Source organism: Wohlfahrtiimonas populi, from assembly GCF_002006795.1.
In the GTDB taxonomy this organism is placed as follows: domain Bacteria; phylum Pseudomonadota; class Gammaproteobacteria; order Cardiobacteriales; family Wohlfahrtiimonadaceae; genus Wohlfahrtiimonas; species Wohlfahrtiimonas populi.
In genome coordinates, this window is the sequence record NZ_MVDN01000006.1 from 104,570 (window position 1) to 121,380 (window position 16,811).

Here is a 16,811-nt window from a genome sequence, read left to right on the forward strand (position 1 = left end):
ATAAAACATTTTTAATAATTCAAATTCACTCAGCATGTTAACTTACATTTATTAACAATTAATCTCAAGGTAAAATATGAGTTTGTCTGTTTTATATACCCGAGCACAAAAAGCATTAATTTCTGAAATTGTCCGCGTTGAAACTCATATTAGTAATGAATTACCTGCTCGTAAAATTACTGTCAATTTGTCACCTGCAGATTTACTGGAAGAAGGTGGAAGATATGATTTATCCATCGCACTCGGCGTATTAATTGCATCGGGGCAGTTGCAATCTAAAGAGATTAATAACTACGAATTCATCGGAGAATTAGCCTTAACAGGTTATTTACGTGCCATTCGTTTGTGGTTGCCGTAATTTGGGTGAGGCACTTCGTCACATTGGTGAAGGCACACAAATGCTTCGCACAAAAGGTGAACCTGATACAGGCAACATTGTGGAAGCAGTACGCCACATGCGCCAAGTAAATGAAGAAATTCTTTTATTAACGACAAAACCCTATGATGAATTGATGGTTTACGCGCGTGATATCGCAGCGCCTTATGAATTGATCAAAGAGATCAAAAAAGCTGGTCGTTTGCCAGTTGTAAACTATGCAGCAGGCGGTGTTGCAACGCCAGCGGATGCTGTATTAATGATGTTATTGGGTGCTGATGGTGTATTTGTTGGCTCTGGCATTTTCAAATCAGAAAACCCTGAATTATTCGCCAAAGCAATCGTACAAGCTGTGGCTAACTATGAAGATTTTGATCTATTAGCAAAACTCTCTCGTAACTTAGGTCAACCAATGAAAGGCATTGAAATTGCAACATTGGCAGAATCTGAGATTATGGCAGGTCGTTAATTCTCAAGATCAAAAAAGGTTGCTCAAATTTCTGAGCAACCTTTCAATTAATCATTATGTCTAAAATAATGATTAGAATTTAATATTAAATCCTACGCGAATTGTTCTACCTGGCGCGGGGAAATGTGAGCGCGTTAATGGATCGAGATAATATTGATTTGTTAAGTTAGTCGCCACAACTTCTAGCGATGTATTTTTATCAAACTTATAATTCACCCAAGCATCTACAGTCGTTGCTTTCGCCCAATGCACAGGCACATTTGTTTGCCATGGTGCAATGTCACCAAAGTTTTCTTTATCCGTATTTTTAGAACCTGCATGATGTAAAAGCCTTGTGCCAAACTCTAATCGATCATCATAGAAGCGCCCGCCTAATGTCAGATTCAATGCATATTTTGGTGGAGTCATATTACGGAGATAACTGTTATAGAAGCCATCTTTTACACAGCTATTAATGCGGCCATAATAAGGATCCATTGAAATAGCTGTCGAATTATCACAAACTTTATTTTTCAAGAAATAAGATGCACTGAAATCTGCAAAGAATCTCCCATTGTCATAACGGCTTTGGAATTCCAAACCACTCACAATCTGCTTATCAATGTTTCTTAATGAAAAAAATTGGTCACGGTCGATTACATCTTTGATCGTATTTTTAAACCATGCAATTTTCACATCAGCATAGCGATCAGCATCCAATAATTCACTCAAGTCATGCACATAACCCACTTCAATATTTGTGCTTTTCTCTGGTTTCAATCCTGTACCTAAATAAATTGGATTGGCAGAAAAGCCAACTGTAGATTCAAACATGCTCGGCATTCTCTGGGTTTTAGCATAACGCGCATAAAATCTAGCATTATCACTCACCCAAACTGTTGCAGCTAAAACAGGTTGCCATGTGCCACTATTGCTTTGTTTTGGTACTTCTGCAAACGGATCACCTTCATACGCACGATTCGTATGTGTGTAGTTTGCATTCGCTTTAGGCTTTCCACCAATCGATTCTATTTTGCCATTTCTGAATGGATTATCTTCTTCATGGAACTTGCCATCTTCACGCACATACCAAGTTTCGTCACCTGAAATTGTTTGGCTTTCAGGATCATAGAAAACTGGAACTTTTGCTGATATGCCTTTTTCTGCCAACTCACGATTATAATTTTGAACAAAAGTCATATACTCACGCATTGCTTTTGTTCTCTCAGCAGAATCATTGCTATTACGACCTGCTGTGAATTTAGCATGAGCATCCAATAACTCTTGGGTTGGTGCAAGTTCATAGTTCATCAATAATCCAGGTGCACCTTTACTTGCGTAAGCTTGATTTCTAGCTTTACGCTGACGATTCAACTGTTCATCATAGGAAGAATAACCTTGCTTTTGCATACCTGCACTCAAATCTAACCAAGATGTTGGCTGCCAATCAAAGTTAAAGCTCATATTCCATTCTTTACGCCAACCTTCTCTTGGAATGGTTCTAAAAGAATAACCTTGAGTTTCTTTGGGATCGTAATACCAAATATCTTTTGAATTTAACTTTTCATATTGATAGCTGCTGCCCAATGTTAAATCCAATTTATCTGTCAACTCCATTTTATTACTGGTTGTAATCCCCCAGCGACGGTTATCAGAATTGGTTAAAGATGTATTGCGCCATTTTCCTGATAATTCAGGATGCAAAAATGAACTATAAAACTCACGAGGATAACCACCAGAAGTATGTGTATCTAAAATGGTTTTTGTGCCCCAAATGTTTGTTTCTAAATCAATGAACTTATTTTCAGGATTCCACTTATGATTCAAATACACAGCAGTTGTTTTCACTGTGCTCAATGGCCATTGTGGGAATTTACCCACAATTTGTTCACGCACATAATCCTTCATAGGATTTTCAAGTGATGTATTCAACAAATGATCTAAGTCTGATAAGTGATTCGCCACACGAGATGGCATAATTTCACCGTATTTGCCCCAAGTATGACGAAGCCCTAATTCTAAAGCTTGTGCATCTGTTGGGCGCCAAGTACCTTTCAATAACAGTGATTGCATCTCATTCGATGTATTCGGTACTTCGCTGCCTGGTTGATAAACATCCGCTAAATGCTTGGTATAGTTATCCCAGAAGTCTTTGCGTTCTGCTGCATTTTCTTTATTGTATTCACCACCAGAATAACGGCCTGCACCATTTCTACCAGAGAAATGATTGCCCTTTTTACGGTAAACATAAACACCCAACAGATCAAAATCATTCCATTTTTTACCTGCTGCCAATCGAATAGCTTGGTCAGCACCAAAGGCATTCTGCCCGCTTGTGCGAGGTGTGACAGCTGTTGCATTATCATAAAATGAAAATAGATAAGGAATATTCGTCGATGAACCTAAAATATTTGGCAATGGCGCGTTGATGTTTGGCATATTCGGTGTAATAGAGTTATTACTGCCTTCAACTTTCAGATCAATGCCCCAGTTTTCATCCTCAGGCACAATATCATTAATACCCAATGTCGTAATCGCAACTGAACCACCCACCGAACTATTCACACCACGACTTAAAGCTGGGCCTTTTTCTACTGTCATGCCACCAATCAACATTGGGTCAATGTAGTTACGGTTATTTGCACCCGCATAACCGCGCCAAACTGTAATGGCTTGTTCTGTACCATCAATTGTCACAGGTACTCGGCCTTGCCCTTGAATACCACGAACGTTAGGATCCAATGCACCACTATTTCGCGCATCACCGCTATTCACACCAACCATGCCTTTAAAAATATCAGCAGGCACTGCACCTTTAAAGCGTTCTACTTCTGTTTTGTCTCGATATACAGAAGAGATACTACGATCATAAACTTGGTTATGTTTTTCATCATGGCTTTTAGCATCACGTTCGCCTAAAACGGTCACTTGCCCAAGATCAATGGCATCATCTTCACTGCTTTCTTCCGCATAACTGATTGAACCAAAACATACAAACATTACAGCCACCGCTAAAGTATTTAGCGGATATTTACAATTAAAATTCATGCAAAACCCATTGCTCAAAATAACGGGAAGATATTATCAAAAATATTATCAAATGCAATTAATTATCATTCTCTAAAGTAAATTATTTTCATTTAAGAATATTACTCGTAATTTATAATGATTCATAAGAAATATCTGATTGTTATTCATATAAGAATTTTTAATAACCTTCACATTTTTAGCATGTTAAATTTACATTTATTAACAATAAATCTGAAGGTGAAATATGAGTTTGTCTGTTTTATATACCCGAGCACAAAAAGCGTTAATCTCCGAAATTGTCCGTGTTGAAACTCATATCAGTAATGGATTACCTGCATTTAATATCGTGGGCATGCCAGAAACTGCTGTTAAAGAAAGTAAAGACCGTGTACGTGCTGCCATCATCAATTCTGGCTATGAATTCCCTGCAAGAAAAATCACTGTTAATTTATCACCTGCCGATTTACCTAAAGAAGGTGGGCGATATGATTTATCCATAGCGCTTGGTGTATTAATTGCATCAGGCCAACTGCAATCTAAAGAGATTAATAATTATGAATTCATTGGTGAATTGGCTTTAACAGGTGATTTACGCGCCATTCGTGGTTTATTGCCCACAGTCATTTCTGCCATTCACCACTCTAAAAATATTATCATTCCTGCGGATCGTTCTAACGAAGTGGGATTCTTAGATAGCCAACATATATTGATTGCCAATTCTTTGAAAGAAGTTGTGGAATGTTTAGAAGGCAAATGCACACTACAAGCTCCCGAAGAAATGGAGGTCATTCATAATCACACAGCATTAGATATGCTCGACATTAAAGGCCAAGTATATGCTAAACGCGCGCTGAAAATTGCCGCAAGTGGCGGACATAACATTCTATTGATTGGTCCGCCAGGCACAGGCAAAACAATGCTCGCTTCACGATTCATGACAATATTGCCTGACATGTTACAAAGTGAAGCTATTGAAGCAGCAGCCATTGCTTCTGTGAGCCATCAAGGTTTTGACATTGATAGCTTTGGCATTCGCCCATTCCGCCAGCCACATCACACTGCTTCTTCTGTTGCACTCGTTGGCGGTGGCTCAAATCCTCGTCCTGGCGAAATTTCATTAGCGCACCATGGCGTTTTATTTTTGGATGAATTGCCTGAGTTTGATCGTAAAGTATTAGAAACACTGCGTGAACCTTTAGAATCTGGTGTGATCAATATTTCACGGGCAACTTCTCAAGCTAAATTCCCTGCGCAATTTCAATTAATCGCTGCCATGAATCCTTGTGCTTGTGGCTTTTTTGGTGATAAAGAAAAAGCGTGCCAATGCAGTACAGATTCTGTGAATCGTTATCGTAATAAAATTTCAGGACCATTTTTAGATCGTATAGATTTACATGTAGAAGTACCCCGATTGCTCACATCAGAATTACAAACAACTCAACTCGGTGAATCCTCCGCAAGTATGCGAGAACAAGTAGTAGCCGCAAGAAATATTCAGAATCAACGCCGTGGCAAACAAAATGCACTGCTCACAGTGCGAGAAATTGATGAAGATTGTCAATTAGGCACAAGAGAATTAGAATTAATGGATAAGGCACAAAAAAGATTAAATTTATCACCACGCAGTTTTCATCGTATTCTACGTGTTGCACGGACCATTGCAGATTTAGAAGCCTCAGAAAATATCAAGGCAACACATTTAACTGAAGCTTTAGCCTTTCGCGCAATGAATTTTTAATGTATAAATATGGATAGCTTTAAAACATATTAAACATGTATATTTAGGAGTAATCATGGCAGAAGTAGAAAGTTTCACACTCGATCATAATATCGTCATCGCACCTTATGTCCGTTTGATCGCAAAAGAAGTTGGCCCTAAAGGTGACATCATCACAAACTTTGATGTTCGTTTAACTCAGCCCAATGAAGCAGCGATTGAAACAAGTGGCATGCATACATTTGAGCATATTTTTGCTGATCTCATGCGTAATCAACTCAATGGCATCATTGATATTTCACCTTTTGGTTGCCGCACAGGTTTCCACTTGATTGCTTGGGGTGAACCGAGTGCAACAGAAGTTGCTAAAGTATTGAAGAAAACTTTAGAAGAGATCGTGAAAGATAGCTATACCATTGATAAAGTTCAAGGCATTGCTAAAGTTGCTTGCGGTAACTATAAAGATCACTCATTACATTCAGCGAAAGAATGGTCAAAAATTGTGTTGGAAAAAGGCATCAGCGATAATGCATTTGTCCGCAATGTCATTTAGGAAATAAAAAAAAGCGCCCAATGCTATGGGCGCTATTCATTATTAGTATATTTTGAATTATTCTTTCAATTTTGTTGTGGTTTGCCTTCAATCAAAGGCCGCCGAAAATATTAACGTCACAAGCAAACAATTACAAGAAAAAATTTACACATTGATTAATATAAATACAAAACATTACATTCTGACCTAGATCAAGATTCTTACGATACGCTTCTGAATTGCTTCAAGGAAAACCCCAAAACATGTAGGCATGCAAAGTAGCCAATCACCGCAACAACAACAACACCCATCAAGCCACACAAGCGCAACCACAAAGATGAATGAATCCAAAAATCACTGTATTGACTTGCCCAATATAAGAAGCCTGCTAGCAAAATATTGGCAGGAATCACAACCCACAACTTCCCTGTCATCAATCGCCCTAATCTATAAATACCTAAGTAGTGCAAGCCAAACATCAATAACAATGCGTTTACCCAAGCTGCGATGGATGTGGATAAGGCTAAACCAGCATGTGCATAATATTTTACTAGAATGAATTGCAACACGATGTTCACAGCAATGGAAACTAAGCCAAATTTCAATGGTGTTTTTGTATCTTGCCTTGAGTAATAAACAGGTGCCAAAATCTTAATTAAGAAATAGGCTGCAATGCTTGTACCGTATGTGATTAGACTTTTTGCTGACATTAATACATCATTATACGTGAATGCACCACGCATAAATAACAGTGCCAACAGTGGTTCTGCTAACAGAATCAAACCAATACTGGATGGAATGCCGAGAACTAAAGCTAAACGAATGCCCCAATTCACAGTTTTCTCGAAACCTTCTTGATCATTCGTTGCACTTAAGCGAGATAACTTTGGCAATACAACTGTGCCCAATGCAACTGCAACTGTACCTAAAGCGAATTCCACTAAACGATCCGAATAATACAACCAAGTCACACTGCCCGTTTCTAAACGTGATGCTAATTGTGTATTGATCAAGATATTGATTTGGCTACTGGATGAACCGATCAATGCCGGCACCATCAATACAATGACTTGTTTCACACCTGGCGCACCAAAAGCAACTTTAGGCACATGCGTTAATAATCTCTGCTGGCGAACGCTATACATCACAATAAAACACTGAATCACGCCTGCAATGAGAACCGCATAGCCCAAACCTAAAATAGGTACTTGTAGGAATTGAACGCTCAAAAATGCGCCAATGATCATTGCAATGTTCAATAAACTTGGTAGTAATGCCGGCAATGCAAAGCGATCCAATGAGTTCAAAACACTCGAATACATTGCGAGCATACAGATCAAAAATACATAAGGGATCATGATTCTGACTAAATCGGCTGTTAATGCAAATTTCTCTGGATCGCTTTTGAACCCACTCGCAAATACCAAGACTAATTCTGGTGCAAAGAATATTCCAAGAATCGTAATGCCGAGTAATACAATCCCTAAAGAACCTGAAACTTCTGCAATGAAGAGTGGCAACTGATCACGTTTTTTCTCATAATATTCACTGAATACAGGCACAAAGGATTGGTTAAATGCACCTTCACCAAAAAATCTACGAAATAAATTGGGAATTCTAAAAGCAACGTTGAAAGCATCCATCATGGCTGTTGCACCAAAATAGCTCGCAAAAANATTCTGGTGCAAAGAATATTCCAAGAATCGTAATGCCGAGTAATACAATCCCTAAAGAACCTGAAACTTCTGCAATGAAGAGTGGCAACTGATCACGTTTTTTCTCATAATATTCACTGAATACAGGCACAAAGGATTGGTTAAATGCACCTTCACCAAAAAATCTACGAAATAAATTGGGAATTCTAAAAGCAACGTTGAAAGCATCCATCATGGCTGTTGCACCAAAATAGCTCGCAAAAACCATGTCACGAATTAAACCTAAAATGCGCGAAACGAGCGTCAATGCACTGATTGTGAATAGTGAGCCTAAAAGCCCTTTCTTATTTGTTTTTTGAGCGATTTCTGCCATGTTTGTCTTGCCAAGAATCAAAGGGCAAATTATAGCAAGATACTACCAAAAGATTCGCTTTTTCACTCAGTCGGCAGTATTATGTATTCTTTATTTTTATATTAAAGTTTACGTATGTTAGAACTTTCATTGGTTTCAATTGTTTGGTCACTCTCATTTTCTTTGATTGGCTTATTCATTTCACCTTATGTTGATCCTTACTTAGCTGTCTTGATTCGAATCCTATGCGGTATTTTGATCTTCTTACCTTTTGTACGTAAAACAGCTTGCCAAGAGATCAAAACACTCATGATCTGTGGTGCTTGCCAATTTGGTTTAACATACATTTTTTTATATCAATCTTTCCAATACATCACAGTGATTGAAGTATTGCTCTTTTCCATCACAACACCGATTTATATTGTGATGATTCACAGCTTCTTTGAAAAACGCTTTGCAATGCGTGCATTTGCAGCTGCATTTTTAGCTGTCATTGGTGCAGGAATCATTCGCTATCAAGCCATTTCACCTTCATTTGTGATTGGCTTTGTATTGATGCAAACCGCAAACTTTGTCTTTGCATTTGGGCAAACTTATTACCAACGCACACAAAAGCAATCCACTAAAAATTATCAGAACTTCTTTTGGTTCTTTGCAGGTGCATTTGTCATCGTATTCCCAACATGGTTATTCTTAGGTACAACGAAATTCACCATGCAAACAAGTACGTTATTATCACTCTTATATGTTGGTTTCTTGGCAACTGGCTTGGGCCAATACTTCTGGTTACAAGGTGCAACTAAAGTATCTGCTGCCACATTATCAGTCATGAATAACTTATTAATTCCGCTTGGCATCGTGATCAACATTCTATTTGGCGGCATTATTGATATGCCTATTGAATTTACAATTGGTTCAACCATCATTTTGTTATCTTTATGGGTTGCAAAACAGCCAAAGAAAAGCCTGATTATGAATCAGGCTAAATAGAGGAGCATCGGAAACTACTGGTGTTACATTTTCGGAGGAATCGTGATGGATTCTTCCGAATCATACAGTGTGACATTCATGGGCACTTCTAATAAAAGGAAACGATTCTTTTTCAAACCTTCCACAACTAAATCATTTTTATCATCAAACGCGATGCAATCACCTTCTGATAATTTGTGACCACGCACTTTGATTTCACCAAAGCAAACGCGTAAGAACAGACCATTATCAGGGTTCTTTTTGTGATAAGTCACTTTTTTCTTAGTATCAACTTGAGAAACTGCCACCCACGCATCTTGGTTGATCTGTGCTGCGTGTGTTGTCACTGAATCTGGTACAACAATATAATGAAAATGGTTATTCACCATATCCATATCAACAGAATGCAAATGATGCCTTGGCGTTAAATCTCGTTTTCTTGGCAACAACCAAATCTTTAAATAGTTCACTTCTTCACGTGGTGAAGCACTATTAATTGCATATTGAATGCCTGATCCTGCACTAATGGTAATCAAGCTCTCTTTCTTCACAATGCAGCAATTAGCTTTACTGTCTGTATATTCAATCGCCCCTGTCAATGGAATTAGAATCACTTCTAAATCACTATGATGATGCTGAGCAAATCGCCCTGGGCCTGTGTAATAGTTGCTGTTTAATAAACGCAATGTGCCAAATTGTATACGTTCAGGATCATAGTAATCACCATGAGAGAAAAATCTATGGCTAGTTAATGCACCCCGCTCACATACATTTAATTCATCGAATCTATAGACTAGATCTGTTTTCATTATTTCCTCGCTCATTTATAATTTTTGCTTATTCTTATCGACAACACTAAGTGAAACTCTTCAATGACGCTTAGACTGTAGCTTTATTATATTAAAATTAACATAAGTTAACATTTATTTTATATATCGAAAGGATGTTACGACTACTTATTATACCCAAAATATTTTCAAAAATATCTATATTTACATTTCAGTATCTTTATATAATATGTCATGTGTTAGACAATCACTGCAAATAAGGACTTTTATGACAAACATAATACTTGTTCATGGATTATTTATGCCAGGTGTTGCCATGATCAAACTGCGTAATTTTTTTGAAGAAAAAGGTTATACAACCACTGTATTTTCTTACCATACAATCAGTGAAACACCCGAGAAAAGCGCAGAGAAACTCAAAGCATTGATTGAATCATTAGGTGATGATAATGCCATTGTGTGCCATAGTTTAGGTGGTTTATTGACACAAAAAACACTCTCTATGATGGAAAATCCTGATCAAAAAGTCCAGAAAGTGGTTTCAATGGGCACACCATGGCAAGGCGCGTCTATCTTAACATTCATGCAGCAATATCGTTTAGATGGCATTGTGGGCAAAAGCTTAGAAATTTTATTACCCAAAGATAATAATGAGTGGCAATTCCCTGATATTGCTTTAGGTTCAATCGCAGGAAAATCAACCATTGGCGCGCGTATTCTCTTTGCACCTGGCAAGAAAATTCCAACAGATGGTACAGTGACAATTGAAGAGACAAAAATAAAGGGAATGACAGATCATACTATCATTCCCGTTAGCCACACAGGACTCATGTTTTCAAATTTGGCGGCGGAAAAAGCCCTGCAGTTTATTCAAAAAAATCATTTTGAAACTAACTAATTTAATTTAGTATTATTTTTTAGCTTCCTGTTGTTCTTGTTCTTTCATTTTACTCATGAAAAACCAAGTAAACCAAGATGCCATTCCAATAATGAAAGCAACACCTAAGAAACTGAATAACACTGGCATTGTAAACCAACCCATCTTTTCCCCCTTGTTAATAGACTTTATTGCAGGAACCACTGGGCTCAGTATAGCCCAGTGTTGAAAAGCATCATTGATAATAATCAACTATATTAATGTTTTACCATAATTATTTTTTATAAATATTTTAATTTTTCTATCAAGATTTCTTATTTCTTTCTTCTAATAAAGTATCAATCACATCATCACCCACGTGGCGATAATCTTGACCTTTAACAAAGTAGAAAATCAATTCACTAATATTTTGACAGCGAGAACTTACTCGCATAATCGCTCTTGCACAATTCAAAGCAATCAAAATATTTGGAATAGATCTTGGATCTTCCATCATGAATGTCATCATCTGACGAATCAACATTTCATAGTTTTGTCCAATGCGCTTCTCTTCCTGATAAATCTTGAGCGCCATATCCATATCCATGCGTGTGAATGCATCTAACACTTCTTTGAGCATTCTCACAACATTATTGCCCATAGAATCTAATGAGCGTAAGAGGCTTTGCTGCTCTTCTGTGAAATCTTGTTTAACAATCTGGCAAATTGCACGCGCTGAATCGCCAATTCTTTCCAACTCTGAAATCACTTTGATGATAGACATGATTAAACGCAAATCGCTTGCTGTCGGCTGACGTTTTGCAATGATTTTCACACATGCTTCATCAATCTCCACTTCCAATTGATTCACTTTTTTATCATTGGCAATCACAGATTCTGCTAAATCTACATCATGCACCAATACAGTGCTGATCGCATCGCTGAATTGTTTTTCAACCAATCCGCCCATTGTCATCACTTCTTTACGGATATGTGCGAGATCTGCATCATACTGCCCAGAAATGTGCTTACCTAAATAATCCATTCAAAATCCCCTTAACCGTAACGACCAGTGATGTAATCTTCTGTTTGTTTTTTCACTGGTGATGTGAAAATATCATCTGTTTTACCATATTCAACCAATTCACCCAAATACATGAATGCAGTGTAATCAGAACAACGTGCTGCTTGTTGCATGTTATGCGTTACGATCACAACTGTATAGCTATCTTTAAGCTCTGTTATGAGCTCTTCAATGCGGCCTGTTGAAATTGGATCCAACGCAGAACATGGTTCATCCAGCAATAACACTTCAGGCTTAATTGCAATCCCGCGTGCAATACATAAACGCTGCTGCTGACCACCCGATAAGCTGTTACCACTTTGATGAATCTTATCTTTCACTTCATTCCATAAAGCCGCTTTTGTCAAAGCCCATTCAACGCGCTCATCCATTTCAACGCGAGATAATTTTTCAAATTGCTTAATACCAAATGCAATGTTGTCATAAATCGACATTGGGAATGGTGTTGGCTTTTGGAAAACCATACCAACTTGTGCTCGGAGCAATGAAACATCACGCTTATCTGTCAAAATATTTTGACCATTCAACAAGATCTCGCCTTCTGCACGTTGCTCTGGATACAACTCATACATTTTGTTAAATGTACGCAATAATGTTGATTTACCACAACCTGATGGCCCGATAAATGCTGTCACTGAGTTCTCTTTAATATCGATAGAGATATCTCTCAATGCATGAAATTTTTGGTAATAAAAGTTTAAATTTTTAACTTCAACTTTGTTTTTGATGCTAGTTTCCATCATGGTTTACCCTTTTTTCTGGCTGAACAATACACGAGCCAAAATATTTAAGAAAAGAACAAATAGCGTAATTAAGAGTACACCTGCCCAAGCTAATTCCTGCCATTCTTGGAATGGGCTCATCGCGAATTTAAAAATGGTCACAGGTAAGTTTGCGATTGGCGCATTTAAATCTGTACTCCAGAATTGGTTGGATAACGCTGTGAATAACAAAGGTGCTGTTTCACCTGCGATACGAGCGATTGCTAATAAAACACCTGTCACAATGCCTGATACTGATGCTTTCAACGTAATCTTTAATATCATTCGCCATCTTGGTGTTCCGAGTGCATAAGCAGCTTCACGCAAATTATTTGGCACTAATAGCAACATGTTTTCAGTTGTTCTCACGATGATTGGCAACTGAATCAATGCCAATGCCACAATCCCTGCCCAACCTGAGAAATGTCCCATTGGCACAATCATCACCATATATACGAATAAACCAATGATAATGGAAGGTGCTGATAATAGAACATCATTGATGAATCGAATCACGCTTGCCAACCAGTTTTTACGGCCATATTCAGCTAAATAAATGCCTGACAAAATGCCTAATGGTGTACCAATGAATGTTGCGATGGTGATTAACAAGAAGCTCCCCATCATCGCATTGGCTAAACCACCGCCTTCAGTATTGGGTGGCGGTGTCATTTCAGTGAATACATCCCAAGATAATCCGCCCACACCTTTTGTGAAGGTTGAATATAAAATCCAAGCCAACCAAACCAAACCGAAGATCACTGCGATCATTGAAATCACAATCGCAATTCTATTTTTAAAACGTCGTCTCGCTTGTAGACGAGTCGCCATTGCTTCATCTCTCATTAGCGATTCCCCTCTTTCTGGCTCAAGCGCAACAACATAATCTTAGACAATGCGAGTACGATGAATGTAATCACAAATAAAATTAAACCTAACTCCATCAACGCTGCTGAATGCAAGCCTTGCTCTGCTTCAGCAAACTCATTCGCCAATGATGATGTGATACTGTTACCTGGCATGAATAATGAGAAGCTATCCAATTGGTAAGTATTACCAATCACGAATGTTACAGCCATCGTTTCACCTAGCGCTCGACCCAAGCCCAACATCACGCCACCAATCACACCATTTTTTGTGTAAGGTAAAACAATGTGGCGAATACATTCCCACGTTGTACAGCCAATGCCGTAAGCCGCTTCTTTCATTAATGTTGGCGTTTGCTCAAACACATCACGCATCACAGAAGTGATGTATGGAATGATCATGATTGCCAAGATGAAACCTGCTGCCAATAAACCAATACCAAATGCAGGGCCTGTGAAGAAGATATTCACAATCGGAATACTTGCAAACACATCATTCAATGGCATTTGGAAATATTCAGCAAAGATTGGCGCAAAAACAAACAATCCCCACATACCATAAACGATACTAGGAATTGCCGCGAGTAATTCAATTGCGATACCTAAAGGGCGCCTTAGCCATACTGGCGATAATTCTGTCAGGAAGAATGCGATACCAAAACTCACAGGGACAGCAATCACCAATGCAATGACAGATGTGATGATCGTACCGTAAATAGGTACTAGAGCACCATATTCATCCATTGGCGGATCCCAGTTCTTATCCCATAAGAATGGCAATCCAAATTCTTTAATGCTTGGCCAAGAAGCAATAATTAACGAAATAATAATGCCGCTCAACAACACAAGGACAAAAACCCCTGAGAATCGAACGACATTATCAAAAATTAGATCCCCAACCTTCGAAGGGGATCTCATATTAGTTTTCATTTTAGCCATAAATTCCGACTATTTCCTATTTCAATTATAGAGCGTTACCACTTGAATCTTTTAATTCTGCAGCCCATGCTTTCTTGATTTCTTCTACTACATTACTTGGTAATACTGCGTAATCTAGAACAACTGCTTCTTTTGTTCCATTTGCATAAGCCCAATCGAAGAATTTCAATACTTCTTTAGCTTTTGCTGCATCTGCTTGTGTCTTTTGCAACAAGATGAATGTTGTAGAAGTGATCGGCCATGCATTGTCACCCGTTTGGTTTGTTAAGTCTTGCGCAAATGATTCGCTCCACTTAGCATCTTTTGCTGCTGCACTGAAGTTATCAGCTGAAGGAGAAACTACTTTACCATCTGCTGTATAAAGTTTTGTGTAAGCCAAGTTATTTTGCTTAGCATATGCATATTCAACATAACCAATTGAACCTGGTAAACGTTGTACGAAAGCTGCAACGCCATCGTTACCTTTACCACCAACACCTACAGGCCATTTAACTGTTGTGCTCTTACCAACTTCTTTATCCCAAGAAGAGTTCACTTTGCTTAAGTAGCTTGTGAATACGAATGTTGTACCTGAACCATCCGCACGACGAACAACATTGATTTGTTGATTTGGCAATGTCACATTTGGATTCAATTTAGAGATTGCTGCATCATTCCAGTTTTTGATTTTGCCTAAGTAGATGTCACCTAATGTTTGGCCATCTAAAACTAATTGGTTTGATTCAATACCTTTGACATTCACAGCAACAACTACACCGCCGATCACTGTTGGGAACTGCATCAAACCATCTGTTGCTAATTGATCATCTGCTAAAGGCGCATCGCTCGCACCGAAATCAACAGTTTTAGCATTGATTTGCTTAATACCGCCAGATGAACCAATTGCTTGATAGTTAATTTTCACGCCAGTAGCTTTATTGTATGTATCTGCCCATTTTGCATAAACTGGCGCTGGGAAAGAAGCACCTGCACCTGTGATGTTTACATCAGCATTTGCAACACCAAATGAAGCTACAGCAGTTAAAGCAACAGTCCAACCTAACTTTTTCATAAAAACTCCTTATTGAGTGATCTTTCTTAATTGACTGTGTGCATTCTAAAAAATGAATGTGACACTAAGATGACAAAGAAAAAATTATTTCATTTATTTTGAAATAAATTCACGAGGGATCACGAAAGAGAATGTAGAGCCTTGATCTAAAACGCTTTCAATGCGTAACTGAGCATTGCCATGATTACGTAAAGCATGTTTTACAATGGCTAAACCCAATCCAGAACTATTCTTGTGATGAGTATGTGATGAATCCACTTGATAAAAACGCTCTGTTAACCGATTCAAATGATGCCTTGCAATGCCAACACCATTATCCTCAACACTGAAATATGGGCCTTTCACCATAGATTTCCATGTCACAGTTATGGTTGTACCTTTAGGATTATGCTTAATTGCATTATCAATTAAGTTACACATCACACTATAAATTTGATCCTGATAACCACGAATATTCAAACCCTCTTCAATATTCGCTTCAATCGTATAATTGGCATGAGTTTCTTGCAGGCTATGAATCAGCATTTGTAATAAACTGGCGATATCAATCTTCACCATTGGCAAATGGGATGACATATTTTCAATTTTACTGAGTAATAATATCTGGCTAATCAAAGATTCCATGCGAGTAATTTGGGATTCAACTTTGCTCAAAGCATCTTGGCAATTGTCCATGGGAATCAATTCATCTTGAAACATTTCCACATAGCCTTTGACAACACTTAATGGCGTACGTAATTCATGGCTTGCATGCGTGAAAAAGTCTTTGCGCTGCTGTTCTGCTAAATAAACTTGATCCACATTACGCGCAACCACAATATGGCGGTTCTGTTCATAAGGTAAAACACGAAACTCAATGTAATAACGCTGATGAATTTTAACCGTTAAAGGTTCTTTAAAATTTTCTTGCTGAAGGTATTTTGCAAATTCAGGATTTCGTACCAAGTTAACAATGTTCTGCCCTTTATCATCTGGCCAGCGAATGCCTAACTGTTGCTTAACCTGCTGATTGCACCATTGAATATTACCAATATCATCCACAATAACTAAGGCATCTGGCGATGATTCAACGCCATGCCTAAATAAGCGTATAATCGCCGCTAATTCATTCTGACGCTGACGTAAACGCTGTTGATGCTTATGCAATCCATAATAGATAATTTCCCAACTACCAAAGCTATTGGGGGGATAGAGAACATTTTGCTGCCAAATCCAACGGGATAATTTGAATAAATTATATAAATGCCAACCGACCAAAATGACCATACCGATTAACAAACAGAGAATCACATGCTGAATCAGCAACCCAATCACAACTGAAACCACTAATGTGATGAGCACTTCTATTAAAAACCGCCTAAGAAAAGTCTCTTTTAACACAATTCAC

At 38.1% G+C, this 16,811-nt stretch carries 15 protein-coding genes and 2 pseudogenes; 6 read left to right on the forward strand and 11 right to left on the reverse strand.

All coding sequences use genetic code 11. The features are described 5' to 3' along the window. Window positions 1–76 precede the first annotated feature (76 nt). Together BZK16_RS08440 and BZK16_RS08445 are read left to right on the forward strand one after the other, a co-directional pair. Window positions 77–355 (forward strand): annotated as a pseudogene (locus BZK16_RS08440) (magnesium chelatase domain-containing protein); the annotation flags it as partial. Continuing rightward, window positions 333–845, forward strand: a pseudogene (locus BZK16_RS08445) (pyridoxal 5'-phosphate synthase lyase subunit PdxS); the annotation flags it as partial. The pseudogenes BZK16_RS08440 and BZK16_RS08445, both read left to right, overlap by 23 nt. 72 nt (window positions 846–917) lie before the next feature. On the opposite strand, the gene BZK16_RS08450 reads toward BZK16_RS08445, so the two are convergent. Then, entirely contained in the window at window positions 918–3,872 is a 2,955-nt protein-coding gene (locus tag BZK16_RS08450; protein WP_077928458.1) for a TonB-dependent receptor domain-containing protein, read from the reverse strand. Window positions 3,873–4,098: 226 nt separating this feature from the next. Between BZK16_RS08450 and BZK16_RS08455 the strand changes: the two genes are divergently transcribed. Beyond that, window positions 4,099–5,592 (forward strand): YifB family Mg chelatase-like AAA ATPase, encoded by a 1,494-nt coding sequence (locus BZK16_RS08455; RefSeq protein ID WP_077928459.1) that lies wholly within the window; start codon window positions 4,099–4,101, stop codon window positions 5,590–5,592. 55 nt (window positions 5,593–5,647) lie between these two features. Next, window positions 5,648–6,124 carry an S-ribosylhomocysteine lyase gene (locus tag BZK16_RS08460; RefSeq protein ID WP_077928460.1) on the forward strand — a complete coding sequence of 159 codons (477 nt, stop codon included), beginning with the start codon at window positions 5,648–5,650 and terminating at the stop codon, window positions 6,122–6,124. Window positions 6,125–6,324: 200 nt separating this feature from the next. Here BZK16_RS08460 and murJ read toward each other — a convergent pair whose 3' ends face one another. Both murJ and BZK16_RS08470 read right to left on the reverse strand, forming a co-directional pair. Then, window positions 6,325–7,749 carry a murein biosynthesis integral membrane protein MurJ gene (murJ, locus tag BZK16_RS08465; RefSeq protein WP_096777512.1) on the reverse strand — a complete coding sequence of 475 codons (1,425 nt, stop codon included), beginning with the start codon at window positions 7,747–7,749 and terminating at the stop codon, window positions 6,325–6,327. Then, window positions 7,721–8,131, reverse strand: a complete 411-nt coding sequence (locus BZK16_RS08470) for a lipid II flippase MurJ (protein WP_077928461.1) — start codon at window positions 8,129–8,131, stop codon at window positions 7,721–7,723. Before BZK16_RS08470 ends, murJ begins: the two co-directional genes overlap by 29 nt. Window positions 8,132–8,245: 114 nt before the next feature. On the opposite strand from BZK16_RS08470, the gene BZK16_RS08475 reads away from it, so the two are divergent. Next, entirely contained in the window at window positions 8,246–9,100 is an 855-nt protein-coding gene (locus BZK16_RS08475; RefSeq protein ID WP_077928462.1) for an EamA family transporter, read from the forward strand. Between the two features lie 23 nt (window positions 9,101–9,123). Here BZK16_RS08475 and BZK16_RS08480 read toward each other — a convergent pair whose 3' ends face one another. Then, window positions 9,124–9,888, reverse strand: a complete 765-nt coding sequence (locus tag BZK16_RS08480) for a pirin family protein (protein WP_077928463.1) — start codon at window positions 9,886–9,888, stop codon at window positions 9,124–9,126. A 247-nt stretch (window positions 9,889–10,135) separates the two neighbouring features. Between BZK16_RS08480 and BZK16_RS08485 the strand changes: the two genes are divergently transcribed. Further along, window positions 10,136–10,765: an esterase/lipase family protein gene (locus BZK16_RS08485; RefSeq protein ID WP_233145243.1), complete on the forward strand. Its 630-nt coding sequence runs from the start codon at window positions 10,136–10,138 to the stop codon at window positions 10,763–10,765. Between the two features lie 12 nt (window positions 10,766–10,777). On the opposite strand, the gene BZK16_RS08490 is transcribed toward BZK16_RS08485, so the two are convergent. The 7 genes from BZK16_RS08490 to phoR all read right to left on the reverse strand — a co-directional run bounded on the left by BZK16_RS08490 (window position 10,778) and on the right by phoR (window position 16,804). Then, window positions 10,778–10,909, reverse strand: coding sequence for a DUF3149 domain-containing protein (locus tag BZK16_RS08490; RefSeq protein ID WP_077928465.1), 132 nt, complete (start codon window positions 10,907–10,909; stop codon window positions 10,778–10,780). Window positions 10,910–11,048: 139 nt separating this feature from the next. Continuing rightward, a complete protein-coding gene (gene phoU, locus BZK16_RS08495) occupies window positions 11,049–11,768 on the reverse strand; it encodes a phosphate signaling complex protein PhoU (protein WP_077928466.1) in 720 nt (239 codons plus the stop codon). 11 nt (window positions 11,769–11,779) lie between these two features. Beyond that, window positions 11,780–12,550 (reverse strand): phosphate ABC transporter ATP-binding protein PstB, encoded by a 771-nt coding sequence (pstB, locus tag BZK16_RS08500; protein ID WP_077928467.1) that lies wholly within the window; start codon window positions 12,548–12,550, stop codon window positions 11,780–11,782. A 3-nt stretch (window positions 12,551–12,553) separates the two neighbouring features. Further along, on the reverse strand, window positions 12,554–13,414 hold the full coding sequence (gene pstA, locus BZK16_RS08505; RefSeq protein WP_077928468.1) for a phosphate ABC transporter permease PstA: 861 nt from the start codon (window positions 13,412–13,414) through the stop codon (window positions 12,554–12,556). Continuing rightward, complete coding sequence (gene pstC / locus BZK16_RS08510) at window positions 13,414–14,373, reverse strand: phosphate ABC transporter permease PstC (protein ID WP_077928469.1); 960 nt, start codon at window positions 14,371–14,373, stop codon at window positions 13,414–13,416. Before pstC ends, pstA begins: the two co-directional genes overlap by 1 nt. 25 nt (window positions 14,374–14,398) lie before the next feature. Beyond that, window positions 14,399–15,424 carry a phosphate ABC transporter substrate-binding protein PstS gene (gene pstS / locus BZK16_RS08515; protein ID WP_077928470.1) on the reverse strand — a complete coding sequence of 342 codons (1,026 nt, stop codon included), beginning with the start codon at window positions 15,422–15,424 and terminating at the stop codon, window positions 14,399–14,401. A 93-nt stretch (window positions 15,425–15,517) separates the two neighbouring features. After that, a complete protein-coding gene (gene phoR / locus BZK16_RS08520) occupies window positions 15,518–16,804 on the reverse strand; it encodes a phosphate regulon sensor histidine kinase PhoR (protein WP_233145244.1) in 1,287 nt (428 codons plus the stop codon). Between the last annotated feature and the right edge of the window lie 7 nt (window positions 16,805–16,811).